Genomic DNA, 14,995 nt, shown 5'->3' with positions numbered 1-14,995 from the left:
CAGCACGCTTGCCACGACAGCACGTTTGCCAGGACAGCCGGCTCGGCCAGGACAGCCGGCTCGGCCAGGACAGCCGGCTCGGCCAGGACAGCCGGCTCGGCCAGGACAGTCGGCTCGGCCAGGGCGGCCCGCCCCCGCCGACCGGCAACCACCGCTCCGTCAGACGGTCATGGGCCGGTCGTACGGCGAGATCGGTGTCGGCAGCCGTGAACTCCCCGTCAGATGACGGTCGACGGCCGCCGCCACCGCCCGCCCCTCGGCGATCGCCCACACGATGAGCGACTGCCCCCGGGCGGCATCCCCGGCGACGAACACGCCCGGCACATTCGTCGCGAACCCGGCATCCCGCGTGAGGGTGCCGCGCGGCTCCATCTCCAGCCCCAGTTGCTCGATCAGCCCGTCCGTCCGGTCGGGCCCGGAGAAGCCGAGGGCGAGCAGGACGAGGTCGGCCGGCAGCGTCCGACCGGTGGCCGGCAGCGGGCGGCGCTGTGCGTCGACCTCGACCAGGTGCAGCGACCGTACGTGCCCGTCCGCGTCACCCTCGAAGCGGAGCGTGGACGCCGCGAACAGCCTGGCGTCCGCGTCCGCCGCGGGCGCGGTCTCCAGGTCGCGCGCCTCCTCGTGCGCGGCCGACAGCCGGTAGATCTTCGGGTACGTCGGCCAGGGCTCGGCGTCCTCGTCGCGCTCGGCACCGGGCTGTGCGTAGATGTCCAGCTGGGTCACGGACGCGGCACCCTGCCGTACGGCCGTCCCCAGGCAGTCGGCCCCGGTGTCCCCACCGCCGACGATGACGACGTGCTTCCCGGCGGCGGACATGGGGGAGCTCTCCAGATCTCCCTCGCACACCCGGTTGGCCAGCGGCAGATACTCCATCGCCTGCCGGATCCCGCTCAACTCCCGCCCGGGAACGTCCAGTTCACGCCAGGCCGTGGCCCCGGTCGCGATCACCACGGCGTCGTACCGAGACCGCAGCTCGGCCGCCCCGATGTCCCGCCCGACCGCCGTCGACGTACGGAACTTGGTCCCCTCGGCCCGCATCTGCTCGATCCGCCGTTCCAGATGGTGCTTCTCCATCTTGAACTCGGGGATCCCGTACCGCATCAGCCCGCCGATCCGGTCGTCCTTCTCGTACACGGCGACCGTGTGCCCCGCCCGCGTCAGCTGCTGCGCCGCGGCGAGCCCCGTGGGCCCCGACCCGATCACCGCGATCGTGCGCCCCGACAGCCGGTCCGGCGGCCGCGGCGGCGCGAATCCGTCCTCCCAGGCCCGGTCGGCGATGGCGCACTCGACGTTCTTGATGGTGACGGCCGGCTGATTGATCGCCAGCACGCACCCCGCCTCGCACGGTGCCGGGCACAACCGCCCGGTGAACTCGGGGAAGTTGTTGGTCGCGTGCAGCCGATCCGCCGCTGCCCGCCAGTCCTCCCGCGACACCAGGTCGTTCCACTCGGGGATCAGATTGCCCAGCGGACAGGCGTCGTGGCAGAACGGTATGCCGCAGTCCATACAGCGATCGGCCTGCTTGCTGATGATCGGCAGCAGTGCCCCGGGGACGTACACCTCGTCCCAGTCCTTCGCCCGCTCCTCGACGGGCCGCCGCGGCCAGTCCTGGCGGGGGGTGGTCATGAAACCCTTGGGATCGGCCATGGCCGTCTTCCTTGCGTGCGCGTGTGACGTGTTGGAGCCGTGCGTCATCGGGCGGCACTCTTCCCGCAACGATACGTCCCACCGGCCACGCGCGCAGAGTCTGGGGACAGCGCTTTCTCCCCGGTTTCCGCAGCCCCTCTCCCGCCACTGCTTGCCTGTGCGTGGCTGTGCGCGCCTGTGCGTGCCCCCGGCCCGGACCGGCCGGCCCGGCTCAGGCTCACACCCGGCTCACGCCCGGCCGGTCAGGTGAGCGCCAGGACGTACGCCATCGTCGCGGCGCCCGAGGCCACCATGCGCACGTGATTCCACGCCGTCCACTCGCGCACGTACGTCGGCCAGTAGGCGGCCGCCTCCGCAGTGCCCGGGTCGAGCTTGAGCAGCGCGTCATTGCGGGGCACGTTCGCCACCATGGTCACCCCGAACGAGCCGAACAGATACAGCCCGCTGCCCAGCAGCAGCTCCACCGTCCCCTCGTCCGGCCAGAGCACGAACGTCACCACGGCGATCACCGAGCACAGCACCGCCGAGCCCATGAACACCAACATGAACGCCGGCGTCAACGCCGTCACATTGATCGCCTGCATCGCAGCGACCCCCTGCGCCGGCGGCAGCGCGGCGAGCCCACGCATCACGAAGGTCGAGAAGGCGCAGAAAACCCCGGCCACCAGCCCGGTCCCGACCACGCCGATCACGACCAGCACGAAGTACGGCCCATCAATCATGAACGTCAACTCCCGCATCCAGCCGAGATCCTTCCCGGCCCGGCCCCATCCATCACCTCAAGTGAAAACCCGGGCAAAAACGGCCACCATCGCTGAACGACGCGGGCGCATACGCGAGCGTCCAGCTTGGGCTTGGGCTTGGGCTTGGGCTTGGGCTGGAGCAGGGAGCAGGGAGCAGGGAGCAGGGAGCAGGGAGCAGGGGACAGGGGGCAGGCTCCGCTCGGCGTGACGGCTCCGCTCGCCTCGACGGGGCCGTTCTCTCGACGGGGCCGGTTGGCGGGACGGGGCCGGTTGGCGCGACGGTGCCGGCCGTTGCCGCGCCGGCCCGGGCCGCCCGGGGCCTGGCTGCTGGGCGCCCCCGCGCCAAGCCATCTCAGCCGACCCCCGACGCCTCCGCCCGCCACGCCCGCAACGTCGACTCCACCACCGCCGTGATCCGGCGCCGAGCCTCGTGCCGTGCCACCCCGCTCATCAGCAACTGGTCGTACGGTGTGTCCAGATGCCGCACGGACGCCACGACCGCCGACGTCACCGCCCCCTCGGACAACGCCCTCCCCGCCGCACTCCGCCCCACCCGTCCACTTCCCCGCGCCGACGCATGCGCGGCGATGTCCCGCGCCCGGTCCTCCGGACACCCCGGGAACAGCCGCCGTATCTCCGCCGCGAACGCCTCCGCGAACCGCGCATCCTCCCGTTCCCTCCGCCGTGCGTCCCGTACCCGGCGCCGCCGCCGAGCCTCGGCGTCCACCAGACACCGCTGCTCGGCCCGGGCAAGTCCCGCCTCCTCGACGAGAACGCCCTGCCGCTCATAACGGCTCTGGCGCCGGTTGAACCGCACGACCACCGCCGACAGCGCGCTCTCCTCCCGCGACCGACGGGTCAACGCCGTATCGCCGCGCGGCAGGAACACCAGATGCCCGAGATCGGCACAGTCGAGACACCGCGGCGCCCCGTCCTCCAGCACGAGCATCTGCAACGGCCCCGCGCAACACTCCGCACAGCGCCGCCGCTTGAGAGGCTGGATCACCAGAAGGTCGGTACGGGGCGGGGGATTTGCGAGAGGTGCCATACCGGGTTCATTCCCCTGGTGGCGGGGCCGGGGAACAACTGGCGGCGGGTCCGGGGAACAACCCGGCCGGGTTCGCGAACCGCCTGATCGGGGGCGGGCGGTGAGCGGCTCGTTCGATCCAGTGAACGGAGCACTTCGAGCGGCCGCCAAACAATCCGGTCGAGCTCGAAGCCCCCCTCCCTACTCTTGACCGCTGACCGCTGACCGCTGACCGCTGACCGCTGACCGCTGACCGCTGACCGCTGACCGCTGACCGCTGACCGCTGACCGCTGACCGCGTCCGGGACCGCCCCCATCCCGGACGCGCCGCCGCACGGACGACCGCGACCAGAGCCCCCACCCCAACCACCCTTGTCGCATCATGGCCCTGTGCGACTCGAAGCGATCACCTGGGACCGGCTCGGCGACCTCCTCGCCGAGCGGCTGCTCGACGTGAAACCGGCCGATGGCAGCCCCTGGCCACGCATCGCCTTCGACGGCGCCCCGGCTGCCCGCCCGGGAGACCTCGCCGAGCGGGTGGGCGAGGCCCTGCGCATACGCGGCCGACCCTCGCTCACGGTAGGCACGGATGGCTTCCTGCGCCCCGCCTCCGTCCGACTGGAGTACGGCCACCAGGACGTGGACGCCTATTACGACGGCTGGTTCGACACCCGCGCCCTGTGGCGCGAGGTCTTCGGCCCTCTCGAACCCGGTGGCGACGGCCGTGTCCTGCCCGATCTGTGGGACCCGGTCACCGACCGGGCCACCCGTAGCCCCCGCGTCCAACTCCCGCCCGGCGGCTTCCTGTTGCTGCACGGCCCCCTCCTGCTGCGCCACTGGTTCCCGTTCGACCTGACCGTCCATGTCCTCCTCTCACCCGGTGCCCTGCGCCGCCGCACCCCCGAGGCCGACCTCTGGACCCTCCCCGCCTTCGAGCGCTACGACCGTGAGACCGACCCGGCCGGCGCCGCCGATGTCCTGGTGCGCGCCGACGACCCACGGCATCCGGCGTGGAGCGGTTGATCCTGATCCCGCAAACCGCTTTTATATGCGCGTGCATTTAATTACTCTGGTGCCATGACGACCTCCACGAGTGATCCGATCTCCTTCGACGACTCCGTCCGCTCCCTGCTGGACGGCAAGAACTTCGCCAGCGTGGCCACCCTCGGCCCCGACGGCGCCCCACAGAACTCGGTGGTCTGGATCAAACGCGAGGGCGACACAGTGCTCTTCTCCTCGGTCGACGCCCGCCAGAAGGTGCGCAACCTCCGCCGCGACCCCCGCATCAGCGTCTCCGTCTACGACCTCGCCAACCCCTACAGCTCGGTGGAGATCCGCGGCACCGCCGAGATACTCCCCGACGACGCGAAGCGGCTCCCGTTCGAGCTCGCGCACAAGTACCTCGGCATCGACCCGCCCGCCGAGAAGGACGACGAGACCCGCGTGATCATCCGTGTCGTCCCGCGGAAGATCGTGAGTTTCGCGGCCTGATACCCGCCCGTCGCCGGTGGCCCTTACCGCTCGGTTCCGGGTGCATCCGCCGGGTGGCACGGCGAGAATGAGGGCGCCGGGACTAGCGGTGCGTCCCCGCGCCGCGCCGGCCGTCCGGCATCGGGAGGTACTCCAATGACCACTGCCGGAGACATCATGCACCGTGGCGCCCAGTGGATCCCCGCCCACGAGACCCTGGACCGCGCCGCCCAGCTCATGCGTGAACTGGGTGTCGGAGCTCTGCCCATCAGCGACCAGAACGAGAGGCTCTGCGGCATCCTCACCGACCGCGACATCGTCATCGGCTGCGTGGCCATGGGCCACGACCCGAGCAAGGTCACCGCCGGCGAGCTGGCCCAGGGCACCCCGCGCTGGATCGACGCGAACGCCGACATCAGTGACGTGCTCCGGGAGATGAAGGAGCACCAGATCCGCCGGCTGCCGGTCATCGACAACAAGCGTCTGGTCGGCATGATCAGCGAGGCCGATCTGGCCCGGCACCTGTCCGAGGGCCAGATCGCCCACTGGGCCGAGAGCGTCTACGCCAGGACCGGGACGCCGATGACGCACTGACCCGCTGGACGCCCCACCCTCATCCGCTGTGCCGTCCTCGTCCGGCCGACCGTGCCGGGCGGGGACGTACCTGAGGCGGCAGCGGGAAGCGTCAGAGCCATCCGCTGCGTCGGAAACCGCGGTACAGCACCACGCACGCGACGGATATCACGGCCAGGACCAGCGGATAACCGAAGGTCCAACCCAACTCCGGCATGTACTTGAAGTTCATTCCGTACACCCCGCACACCATCGTCGGCACGGCGATGATCGCGGCCCAGGCCGTGATCTTCCGCATGTCCTCGTTCTGTGCGACGGTGACCTGCGCCAGGTGCGCCTGCAGGATCGAGTTCAGGAGCTCGTCGAAGGCGTAGATCTGCTCCTTGGCCCGCAGGAGATGGTCGGACACATCGCGGAAGTACGCCTGTATCTCCGGCTCGACCACCCGGATGGGCAGCGTGGCCAGGTTCTCCAGCGGGCGGCTGAGCGGAACCACGGCTCGCTTCAGCTCCAGCAGTTCCCGCTTGAGCTGGTAGATCCGCCCCGGGTCGGCCCGCGCGCCGTTCTCCGCGAACACGTCCGTCTCGACCTCGTCGATGTCCTCCTGCACCGAGTCGGTGACGCTCAGATAGTCGTCGACCACATGGTCCGCGATCGCGTGCAGCACCGCCGCCGGCCCCTTGGCGAGCTGCTCGGGGTCGGCCTCCAGCTCCTCGCGCAACGGTCCCAGCGAACCGTGCCGCCCGTGTCGCACCGTGATCACGAAGTCCCGGCCGACGAACACCATGATCTCGCCGGTGTTCACGACCTCGCTCGTTGCCGTGAGCTTCTCGTGCTCGACGTAGCAGACCGTCTTGAACACCGCGAACAGCGTCTCGTCGTAGTGCTCCAGTTTCGGCCGCTGATGTGCCTCGACCGCGTCCTCGACCGCCAGCGGATGCAGGGCGAACAACTCGGCGATGCCCGCGAACTCCTGGTCCGTCGGCTCATGGAGACCGAGCCAGACGAACCCGGCTCCGCGCTTGCGCACCCGCTGCACGACATCGACCAGATCACCGCTCTCCGGGACCCGCACCCCGTCCCGGTACGTCACGCAGTTCACCACCGAGGAGCCCAGCGGAGACCGGGCGGGGTGGCTGAGGTCGACTCTGGGGCGCCGTCGAGCCAGCCGTGCCACCTTGCGGAGGCCGCCGACCTTGTCGAGGCCCGTGACCTTCCGCAGATTCCCTGCCATGGACATCTGGAACTCCTTGCGTGGCTCCTCGCGCCGCATCCTCTGCGCCCTGGCCCGCCAGTTTGCCAGGCGGGAGTGAGCTGCGGGTAAGCCTGTGGGAACAGTGGATTCCGCTTTGTTCCCGCCTGTGGATGAAGGGACTTCGTCCATGCGGCTGTCCGGGACGGGGGTGAATATGCGCAGCAGAAGTGGGGTGTTTGGAATTCGAGGGCGTCCTGTCGAGCGTCATCCACTCCCGGCAAACCGGGTGAATGGGATGATCTCGACATGATGCGAACCGACGGGTATCTCTTCGACAACCGACGGGCCGAGGCGGGCGAGCATGGCGACGTCCTGGGCTCTGTCTTCGACCCCACGACCTTCCGTTACCTCGAAGAGTTCGGCATCGGACCCGGCTGGCGCTGCTGGGAGGTGGGCGCGGGTGGCACCTCGGTGGTCTCCTGGCTGGGCAAGAAGGTCGGCCCGACCGGAAAGGTGGTCGCGACCGCCCCCGACGCCTCACCGCTCGCCCCCACCGCGCGCCCACCGGTCGACGTCCGCGTCCACGATGTGGGTGCCGAGGAGCCGCCGGGGGAGGAGTTCGACATGGTGCACGCCCGGATGGTCCTCTCTCAAGTGCCGGACCGCGAACGGGCGTTGCGGTCGATGATCAAGGCCCTGCGCCCTGGCGGCCGACTTCTGGTCGAGGAAGCCGACCCCGCCCTGCAGCCTCTGCTCTGCCCCGACGAGTACGGCCCCGACCAGCAACTGGCGAATCGCCTCCGTCACGGCGTCCGCACCCTCCTCACCGACCGCGGCGCCGATCTTTCCTTCGGCCGCAGACTCCCGCGCCTGCTCCGCGAGGCCGGACTACGCCGGGTGGTCGCCGACGTGCACTTCCCGGTCGCCTCACCCGCGTGCGCCGCCCTGGAGTCCGCCACCATCCATGAGCTCCGCGACCAGCTCGTCACCGCGGGCCATGCCACCGATCAGGACATCGACCGCCACCTCGCCAACATCACCACCGGCGGCATGGACCTGGCCGCGACTCCGATGATCTCGGCGTGGGGGCGTAAGGCGTAGGCAAGGGCACGCGATTCAGGTTGGGAAGCGTGAGGCGGTTGCGTCGACCCGCCGTACGAGGCCCACCCGCCATACGAACCCACCGCCGTGTGAAGCCCACCCGCCATGCGAACCCACCGCCGTGTGAAGCCCACCCGCCATGCGAACCCACCGCCGTGTGAAGCCCGCCGCCGTGTGAAGCCTGCTGCCGTACGCAGCCCACTGCCGTATGAATGAGCCGTCACCCCGGCCGCGGCGGTCTCCCGCCCACCCGCTCCACCGCCAGCGCCCCCGCCCGGCACCCCTCGCGAGCCGCGTCCTCCGGTCCGGCGCCCGTCAGCAATGCAGCGAGGAAGGCACCGGTGAAGGCGTCGCCCGCACCTGTGGTGTCCCTCGCTGCCGCCGGCACGGCCTTGACGTGGGCGCTCACGCTGCCCGACCGGGCAACCAGTGCGCCGTCCGAGCCCTGCTTGGCGACCACCAGCGGGACATGTCGGCTCAACTTGGCCGCCGCGTCCGTCGCATCGGGCAGCCCCGTGAGCAGACACGCCTCGTCTCGGCTCGGCAGCAGCACGTCCAAGCCCTCCACCAGTGCCAGGAAACGGTCGACGCCCAGCTTCGCGAGGAAGCCCGCCGACGCCGGATCCAGACTCGTCGGCACGCCACGCGCGCGTGCCGCCTCCAGAGCCACTCGCACGAACGCCCGGCCCGGCTCGGAGAACAGCAGGTAGCCCGACAGATGCAGCCGGGCGACACCGTCGAGCAGCGCGTCCGACCAGTCGGCGGGCTCCAGCCGGAGAGACGCGCCGCTGTCGGTGAGAAACGTCCGCTCGGCCGCGTCGCCCGTGTCGACCAGACAGATCACCGTCCCGGTCGGCGCCTGCGGATCCACGACGAGAGTGGGCCGCACTCCGCTCGCGGTCAGCTCCTGCTCGTGCCACGCGGCCGTGTCCGCGCCCACTCGCCCCAGCAACCGCACGTCCGCACAGCCCCAACGCGCTGCCCAGCAGGCCACGTTGGCGCCCGCGCCGCCCGGAACCGTCCGGATGGCCGCGGCCGTGTCCGTGCCCGAGGCGAGCGCCCCCCGGTGCCGGGCGATGACGTCGGTCACCACGTCCCCGACGACCAGCAGCGCGCCGTCGGAGGCGCCGCTGCCGGACGGTCCCCGCACTGAACCGCCAGACACTGCCTCGCCGCTGCCGGGCTCGCGCGCCGCTGCCGCGCTCACCGGTCCGCGACCGCCCGTCTCGCTCCCGGCTCCGCGTGCCCCCGTCCCGGTCATGTCCGGCTCACGCCCCGGCCCACGCCGCCGCGATCCGCCCAGCGAGCCGTACGTTGCCGCGCACCGCCGCGAGATTGGCGCTCAGCGAGGCCCCGTCCGTGTGCCGTACCAAGTAGCCCAACAGGAACGGCGTGACCGCCTGGCCGGTTATGCCCTGCTCCTCGCACGCGTGCAGCGCTTCGGCGAGCACACGCGTGTGCAGTTCGGGATCGAGCTGCTCCTCCTCCGGCACCGGATTGGCGACGATCAGCGCCGACTCGGGCCCGTGGAGCGCGTCCTGAGCGCGCATCACCTCGGCCACTTCCCCCGGCGACTGGAGCGTCCAGTCCACCGGGTGCCCCGAGTCGGAGAGATAGAAGCCGGGGAAGTGCTCCGTGCGGTAACCGGCCACCGCGACGCCCAGCGTCTCCAGGCGCTGCAGAGTCGCCGGGACATCCAGGATCGACTTCACCCCGGCGCACACCACCGTGATCCGCGTACGCGCCAGGAGCCCCAGATCGGCCGACTCGTCCTGCGTCACCGTCCACTCCCGGTGCACACCGCCGAGCCCACCCGTCGCGAACACCCGGACGCCCGCGAGGGCCGCCAGCAGCGCAGTCGCCGACACCGTGGTCGCCCCACTCGCCCCGGAGGCCACCGCGAGCGGCAGATCACGGTGGCCCAGCTTGCGGATCCCGTCCTCGTTGGCGATCCGCTCCAGCTGCTCCTTGTCGAGTCCGACGTGGGGCCGCCCGTCCAGCACGGCGATCGTCGCGGGGACGGCACCCTCCTGCCGTACGACGTTTTCCAGCTCCAGTGCCACCTGCAGATTGCGTGGGCGAGGCAGCCCGTGCGCGATGATCGTGGACTCCAGGGCCACCACGGGTCGACGCGCGTCAATCGCCTCCCGTACCTCTTCGGACACCACCAGCACCACGCGCCTGCCTCCTGTCTGTCGGTACTCCCTCATCTCTGGCGGGTGCCGCGCCCGATCAAACCCCTTGCAGCCTGTGGCGGACGACACCAGCCTTGGCTGCATGATGGACAACACCGCACGTCTCGACCATGTCGTCCTTTGGGTCCGTGACCCGATGGCGTCGGCCGACTTCTTCGAGAAGGCGGTCGGCATGGAGCCGATCAGGCTCTCGGAGTTCTCCGCGGGGGCCGTTTCGTTCCCCTCGGTACGTCTCAACGAGGAGACCATCCTCGACCTCATGCCGCTCACCATGGCGGAGCGCATGACGATGCTGCCGGGCGCCGCCGAGAGCTCCGGCCACCCGGTCAACCATGTCTGCCTGGCGCTGCCCGGCCACGACTTCGACGCCCTGCGCGCCCGTCTGGAGGAGCGCGCCACACCCGTGACGGACATGTCCCACGGCTCCTTCGGCGCCCGCGGCAACGCCAAGCGCAGCTTCTACTTCCGCGACCCCGACGGCAACGTCTTCGAGGCCCGGCACTACGACTAGCGTGCCGAGAGGGGGCCACGCACGCGTGGCCCCCTGAGACATCGGCCCGGAGGCGGACGCCGGCCCTGGCCGGAGACCTAGGGCCTGCTGGTGCGGCGAGTTGAGGACCGTGGCGGGCCCCTCCTGGGCGTTCGGACCATGGGCCCGCGTCTGGCCGCCGTTCGACGGCCTCTCCGGTGATCTCGTGTCCGAGGACCAGCCCGTACGGTGCCGGCGGCTGTGCGCACGGCGGAGTCCGCTACCGGTGCTCTGATCCGGCCGGCCATCGTGTGGCAACCGGAGAGCACACACGGCCTCCGGCTTCCCTGGCAGAACAGGGCATAACGTCAGCCACGCCCTGGAGCGTCAGCCGCTCGCCGGAACGTCCTTCGCCCGCGTTCCCGGCCTTCCCCGCGTGAACAGTGCCAGCGCCGCCAACGGCAGCAGCAGACACGCGGCGGCGAGGTTCAGCCAGCCGTAGCTCGCCTGGGCGACCACGAGCCCTGCGGCCGCCCCGCCGATGCCCGCGGAGGCGTTCATGATCAGGTCCGACAGCCCCTGAGCGGCGGCCCGCGCGGGCTGCGGCACGGAGTCCGTGAGCAGCGCGGAGCCGGAGACGAGCGCCGCGGACCACCCGAGCCCCAGCACGAAGAGTCCGAGGGCCGTCTGCCCGTGACTGCCGCCCGCCGTACCGGCGAGGAACACCGCGCATGCCAGCAGCCCCACGGCGAGCCCGATCCCGGACAGCCGCCCCAGCCGGTCCGACAGTCGCCCCATGAGGGGCGCGAACGCGTACATGCCGGCGATGTGCCCGCTGATGACCAGCCCGATCAGATCGATACCCGCACCGTGGTGCGCGAGGTCGACCGGGGTCATCGACATCACCGAGACCATCGCCGTGTGCGCCACGGCAACCGTCACCACCGCGAGCCGCGCCCGCGGCGAGGCGGCCACGGCCGTCAGCCCGGCGCGCAGCGAACGTGCCGCCGGTGACTGCTCCCCGGCCGGTTCGAGCGCACGCGCCGTCAGCAGTGGGTCCGGCCGCAGCAGTACGGCCACCACGACCGCGGATATCAGGAAGATCCCCGCCGCCCACAGGAACGGACCGGCCGCCGCGGGTATCCCGAGGCCGGTGACACTGCGACCGGCGGGCGCGGCGATGTTCGGGCCGAGGACCGCGCCGATGGTCGTCGCCCACACGACCAGGGAGATCGCCCGGGCCCGCCGCTCCGGTTCGGCCAGATCGGCGGCCGCGAACCGCGCCTGCAGATTCGCCGACGAGGCCGCGCCGAACGCCGCCATCCCGCACAGCAGCAGCGGAAAGCTGCCGATCCGGGCCGCGATCACCGCGACACCGGCGCCCACCGCCCCGATGAGATAGGCCAGCACGAGCCCGGGACGCCGCCCGCGGGCGTTCATCAGCGCGGCCAGCGGCATCGACAGCACCGCTGTGCCGGTGACGGTCGCGGTGGGTGCGAGGCCGGACAGCGACTCGGTGCCGCTGACCTCCGTGGCCAGCACGGCCGCGAGCGCGATGCCGGTGGCCACGCCCAGCCCGCCCAGTATCTGCGTCGCGATCAGCACGGCCGTTGTACGGCGCCGCAGGGCCGAGAGCCGGTCGGGCGTGACGGGCGCGACGACCTGCCGCTCGACGGCCGTCACGAAGTACACCCGGCCGTGCCGCGGGCCGCACCGGCCGACCGAGGACAGCGCACCGGACCGGCCGCGTACACATGGGTGAAAAGTGTCATCACAGGCGCAGTCTCCCCCTCTTCTCTCGCCTGCCCAACGGTGAAGGGCTGGGCCCAGCCGGTGAGAGACCGGGCCCAACCCGATGAAGTGCCGTGCTTCACCCTGTGAAGGTCCACACCAACCGGGTGAATGGGTACGAAGCCCTCAGAACAGCGGCTCCGGCAGCACTCCCTCCAGCGCGAGCAGCTTCCGCTTGGTCTCCAGCCCGCCCCCGAACCCACCGATGCCGCCGTCACTCTCCACGACCCGGTGACAGGGCACCACGACAGGCAGCGGATTGGCGCCCATCGCCATCCCCACCGCTTGGGCGGCGCCCGGCTGCCCGACCCGACCAGCCAGATCGCCGTACCCGACGACCGCGCCGTACGGGACACCGGCGGCCAGTTCCCGCAGCACCTCCCGGTTGAAGCCGGAGATCAGCGACCAGTCCAGCGGCAGCTCGAAGTCGTGTCGAGAGCCCGCGAAGTACTCCTCCATCTGACGTATCGCCTCGGCCAGCAGCGGGGAGTCGGGCGCCTCGACCGGCTCGGTGCCCAGTCGCGACGCCAGCCCGTCGAGCGCCTTCTCACGCACCTTCCCGGTGGCGTGGAACACGACGCTGACCAGGCCTTCGCGGGTCGCGGCCAGCATCAGAGGACCGATGTCGGTACCGACGACGGCCCACACGACCTGCTGCTCGTACTGCCCTTGGCTGTCCATGTGCTCACCGTACGACCCGCCACTGACAACGCCCCGGGAGCGGGCGTCGCCGACTCGTGGCCGGGCCTCAGGCCCGTGGGCAGGGCGTCCCGCACCACGTCGGGCTTGTTGGAGATGATGCCGTCCACGCCGTACCCCGCGACCAGTCGGGCGGTGTCCGAGTCGTTCACCGTCCAGGTGAAGACCTCCATCGGCCTGCCGTGGGGTCCCGTGAGGGCGTGGACGGAGGCGACGTAGCCCCTGGAGATGGAGCTGTACGACGGGTTGATCTGGTCGGCGAAGGCCGCGTACCCGGCCAGGTCCGCCTCGGGTGGCGTCCCGAGGAAGCCGGTCTTGACGGCGGGCCTCAGATCGTGGACGGTCCGGATGCTGTCGGCGCCGAAGCTCTGCACGATCAGCCGGCTCGCGAGGTGGTGCGGATCAAGCCATCCCTCGTCGTCCAGCACTTTGAGGGTCTGCCGCTCGATGCCCGGGTACAGCTCGGGGTTCTTGATCTCCAGGAGCAGCTTCTGATGGTGCAGCTCCAGACGGTCCATGAACCGTTCCAGCGTCGGCACGCGCGTGCCCGCGTACTTGGGGCTGAACCAGCTGCCCGCGTCCAGACGGGCGATCTCGGCGGCGGTGAAGTCCTTCACCTTCCAGGGCGCCCGGTCGGGGAAGACCTGTTCCACGTCGGTCGTGCGCTTGAGGTTGTCGTCGTGGAGGACGACCAGTTCGCCGTCCTTGGTGCGCTGTACGTCGTTCTCTACCCAGCTGATGCCCAGTTCGGCGGCCTTGTCCACGGCGGCCAGTGTGTTCTCGGGGGCGTATGCGGAGGCCCCCCGGTGGGCGATGACCGTGGGATGCGCGGCGCCGGCCCGGGCGTCGGAGGCGGGAAGGAGGAGAGCGGCGGTTCCCAGGAGCGCGGTCGTCGTGGCGGCTACTGCGCGCGCGTACATGCGTACTCCTCGCGTCGAACGATCACGGACAGCTCAACTGTGACAGCAGACGGTCAACGGCGAAGGAGTACAGAATGGCCACAGATTGAATGGAGTTGCCCGGGCCCGCTCACCCGTGCCGCACAACTGGGGCAAGGACGTGTTTCTTTGCCGGAAAATCGTTCGACCATTCCGGTGGGAGTTACCCTCTGCCTCAACCCTGACCGCTCGGGCGGTGCTGGGAGGGGGCGCATTTCACGGAGTACCGGGACGTAAGAGGGCGGGAAGGGCAGCTGCGTATGCAGGGCACGATCGACGGTTTCAGCTATGGACTCGTCACACCGCTGGTCGCCTACCTCATGGCCTGCCTCGGCGGTGCCCTCGGCCTGCGCTGCACCACCAGATCGATGCTCGTCTCCCAGTCCTGGCGCCCTGGCTGGCTCGCCCTGGGATCGGCGGCCATCGGCTCCGGCATATGGACCATGCACTTCGTCGCGATGATGGGGTTCACGGTCCAGGAGACACCGATCCACTACGACAAACTGATGACGTTCGCGAGCCTGGCCGTCGCCATCGTCATGGTGGGCATCGGGACCTTCATCGTCGGATACAAGGGCGCCAGCGGAACGGCCCTGTTCACCGGCGGCACCATCACCGGCCTCGGCATAGCCTCGATGCACTACATGGGCATGGCCGGAATGCGGCTCAACGGGAAGCTGGAGTACAACACGTTCACCGTCGGCGTCTCCGTGGTGATAGCGATGGGGGCGGCCACCGCAGCCCTGTGGGCCGCCGGGCAGGTCAGAGGGTTCCTGTGGAGCGTCGGCGCGAGCCTCGTCATGGGCCTCGCCGTCAGCGGCATGCACTACACCGGAATGGCCGCTCTCAGCGTTCATCTCCACGGCACGGAGCCCCCCTCGTCGGGTCACTCGCCCGCCGCCCTGCTCGCGCCGATGCTGGTCGGCCCCCTCGCCTTCCTGCTCCTCGCCGGCGCCGTCGTACTGTTCGACCCGAAGATGGTCATGGGGAGGCCCACCGGGGCTCCCGCCGAGCACAAGCCGGGCGTTCCGGCCCACACCACCGTCCCGCACCAGGCCCGCCGCCCCCAGCTGCGTGTGCGCCGCAACCAGGACCACCGAGCCTCGCGGGCCCCGCAGAACCACTGATCGTGCCGCGTTGTCAGTGG

Annotated in this window: 14 protein-coding genes and 1 pseudogene; 6 read left to right on the top strand and 9 right to left on the bottom strand. The window is 70.7% G+C overall.

Annotation, left to right across the window (positions count from 1 at the left end; genetic code table 11):
* Positions 1-159: 159 nt before the first annotated feature.
* The 3 genes from POF73_RS21410 to POF73_RS21400 form a co-directional block, all read right to left on the bottom strand.
* Positions 160-1,647, bottom strand: coding sequence for a glutamate synthase subunit beta (locus POF73_RS21410; RefSeq protein ID WP_272117817.1), 1,488 nt, complete (start codon positions 1,645-1,647; stop codon positions 160-162).
* Between the two features lie 242 nt (positions 1,648-1,889).
* Complete coding sequence (locus POF73_RS21405) at positions 1,890-2,369, bottom strand: anthrone oxygenase family protein (protein ID WP_272117918.1); 480 nt, start codon at positions 2,367-2,369, stop codon at positions 1,890-1,892.
* Positions 2,370-2,742: 373 nt separating this feature from the next.
* Positions 2,743-3,438: a DUF2293 domain-containing protein gene (locus tag POF73_RS21400; RefSeq protein WP_272117815.1), complete on the bottom strand. Its 696-nt coding sequence runs from the start codon at positions 3,436-3,438 to the stop codon at positions 2,743-2,745.
* A 369-nt stretch (positions 3,439-3,807) separates the two neighbouring features.
* On the opposite strand from POF73_RS21400, the gene POF73_RS21395 reads away from it, so the two are divergent.
* The 3 genes from POF73_RS21395 (at position 3,808) to POF73_RS21385 (ending at position 5,481) form a co-directional block, all read left to right on the top strand.
* Positions 3,808-4,440: a uridine kinase gene (locus POF73_RS21395; RefSeq protein WP_272117813.1), complete on the top strand. Its 633-nt coding sequence runs from the start codon at positions 3,808-3,810 to the stop codon at positions 4,438-4,440.
* Between the two features lie 54 nt (positions 4,441-4,494).
* A complete protein-coding gene (locus tag POF73_RS21390; RefSeq protein ID WP_272117811.1) occupies positions 4,495-4,908 on the top strand; it encodes a PPOX class F420-dependent oxidoreductase in 414 nt (137 codons plus the stop codon).
* Positions 4,909-5,043: 135 nt separating this feature from the next.
* The gene (locus POF73_RS21385; protein ID WP_272117809.1) at positions 5,044-5,481 is read left to right on the top strand and encodes a CBS domain-containing protein; all 438 of its coding nucleotides are present in this window, start codon (positions 5,044-5,046) and stop codon (positions 5,479-5,481) included.
* Between the two features lie 91 nt (positions 5,482-5,572).
* On the opposite strand, the gene corA is transcribed toward POF73_RS21385, so the two are convergent.
* Positions 5,573-6,700 (bottom strand): magnesium/cobalt transporter CorA, encoded by a 1,128-nt coding sequence (gene corA, locus POF73_RS21380; RefSeq protein ID WP_272117806.1) that lies wholly within the window; start codon positions 6,698-6,700, stop codon positions 5,573-5,575.
* A gap of 261 nt (positions 6,701-6,961) precedes the next feature.
* On the opposite strand from corA, the gene POF73_RS21375 reads away from it, so the two are divergent.
* Entirely contained in the window at positions 6,962-7,756 is a 795-nt protein-coding gene (locus POF73_RS21375) for a methyltransferase domain-containing protein (RefSeq protein WP_272117804.1), read from the top strand.
* A gap of 220 nt (positions 7,757-7,976) precedes the next feature.
* Here POF73_RS21375 and POF73_RS21370 read toward each other — a convergent pair whose 3' ends face one another.
* Both POF73_RS21370 and POF73_RS21365 read right to left on the bottom strand, forming a co-directional pair.
* The gene (locus tag POF73_RS21370) at positions 7,977-8,906 is read right to left on the bottom strand and encodes a carbohydrate kinase family protein (protein ID WP_334313615.1); all 930 of its coding nucleotides are present in this window, start codon (positions 8,904-8,906) and stop codon (positions 7,977-7,979) included.
* Positions 8,907-9,024: 118 nt separating this feature from the next.
* Entirely contained in the window at positions 9,025-9,933 is a 909-nt protein-coding gene (locus POF73_RS21365; protein ID WP_272117801.1) for a pseudouridine-5'-phosphate glycosidase, read from the bottom strand.
* 100 nt (positions 9,934-10,033) lie between these two features.
* Here POF73_RS21365 and POF73_RS21360 point away from each other — a divergent pair, with 100 nt between their 5' ends.
* Positions 10,034-10,462, top strand: coding sequence for a VOC family protein (locus POF73_RS21360; protein WP_272117799.1), 429 nt, complete (start codon positions 10,034-10,036; stop codon positions 10,460-10,462).
* 345 nt (positions 10,463-10,807) lie between these two features.
* On the opposite strand, the gene POF73_RS21355 is transcribed toward POF73_RS21360, so the two are convergent.
* The 3 genes and pseudogenes from POF73_RS21355 to POF73_RS21345 all read right to left on the bottom strand — a co-directional run.
* Positions 10,808-12,103, bottom strand: coding sequence for an MFS transporter (locus POF73_RS21355; protein WP_272117797.1), 1,296 nt, complete (start codon positions 12,101-12,103; stop codon positions 10,808-10,810).
* A 234-nt stretch (positions 12,104-12,337) separates the two neighbouring features.
* Positions 12,338-12,892 (bottom strand): methylated-DNA--[protein]-cysteine S-methyltransferase, encoded by a 555-nt coding sequence (locus POF73_RS21350; RefSeq protein WP_272117795.1) that lies wholly within the window; start codon positions 12,890-12,892, stop codon positions 12,338-12,340.
* A gap of 80 nt (positions 12,893-12,972) precedes the next feature.
* Positions 12,973-13,830 (bottom strand): annotated as a pseudogene (locus POF73_RS21345) (glycerophosphodiester phosphodiesterase); the annotation flags it as partial.
* A 278-nt stretch (positions 13,831-14,108) separates the two neighbouring features.
* Here POF73_RS21345 and POF73_RS21340 point away from each other — a divergent pair.
* Complete coding sequence (locus POF73_RS21340; protein WP_272117792.1) at positions 14,109-14,975, top strand: MHYT domain-containing protein; 867 nt, start codon at positions 14,109-14,111, stop codon at positions 14,973-14,975.
* The last annotated feature ends 20 nt before the right edge of the window (positions 14,976-14,995 follow it).

Origin of the sequence: Streptomyces sp. HD (genome assembly GCF_028369295.1) — a bacterium.
In the GTDB taxonomy this organism is placed as follows: Bacteria; Actinomycetota; Actinomycetes; order Streptomycetales; family Streptomycetaceae; genus Streptomyces.
This window is presented reverse-complemented; position numbering and strand designations above follow the sequence as displayed.

What these genes read in the sequence shown, in the direction of transcription:
- POF73_RS21405 (WP_272117918.1), bottom strand. Translation starts at nt 2,369, where the DNA reads ATGATTGATGGGCCGTACTTCGTGCTGGTCGTGATCGGCGTGGTCGGG.
- POF73_RS21400 (WP_272117815.1), bottom strand. Translation starts at nt 3,438, where the DNA reads ATGGCACCTCTCGCAAATCCCCCGCCCCGTACCGACCTTCTGGTGATC.
- POF73_RS21350 (WP_272117795.1), bottom strand. Translation starts at nt 12,892, where the DNA reads ATGGACAGCCAAGGGCAGTACGAGCAGCAGGTCGTGTGGGCCGTCGTC.
- corA (WP_272117806.1), bottom strand. Translation starts at nt 6,700, where the DNA reads ATGTCCATGGCAGGGAATCTGCGGAAGGTCACGGGCCTCGACAAGGTC.
- POF73_RS21390 (WP_272117811.1), top strand. Translation starts at nt 4,495, where the DNA reads ATGACGACCTCCACGAGTGATCCGATCTCCTTCGACGACTCCGTCCGC.
- POF73_RS21385 (WP_272117809.1), top strand. Translation starts at nt 5,044, where the DNA reads ATGACCACTGCCGGAGACATCATGCACCGTGGCGCCCAGTGGATCCCC.
- POF73_RS21410 (WP_272117817.1), bottom strand. Translation starts at nt 1,647, where the DNA reads ATGGCCGATCCCAAGGGTTTCATGACCACCCCCCGCCAGGACTGGCCG.
- POF73_RS21340 (WP_272117792.1), top strand. Translation starts at nt 14,109, where the DNA reads ATGCAGGGCACGATCGACGGTTTCAGCTATGGACTCGTCACACCGCTG.
- POF73_RS21375 (WP_272117804.1), top strand. Translation starts at nt 6,962, where the DNA reads ATGATGCGAACCGACGGGTATCTCTTCGACAACCGACGGGCCGAGGCG.
- POF73_RS21360 (WP_272117799.1), top strand. Translation starts at nt 10,034, where the DNA reads ATGATGGACAACACCGCACGTCTCGACCATGTCGTCCTTTGGGTCCGT.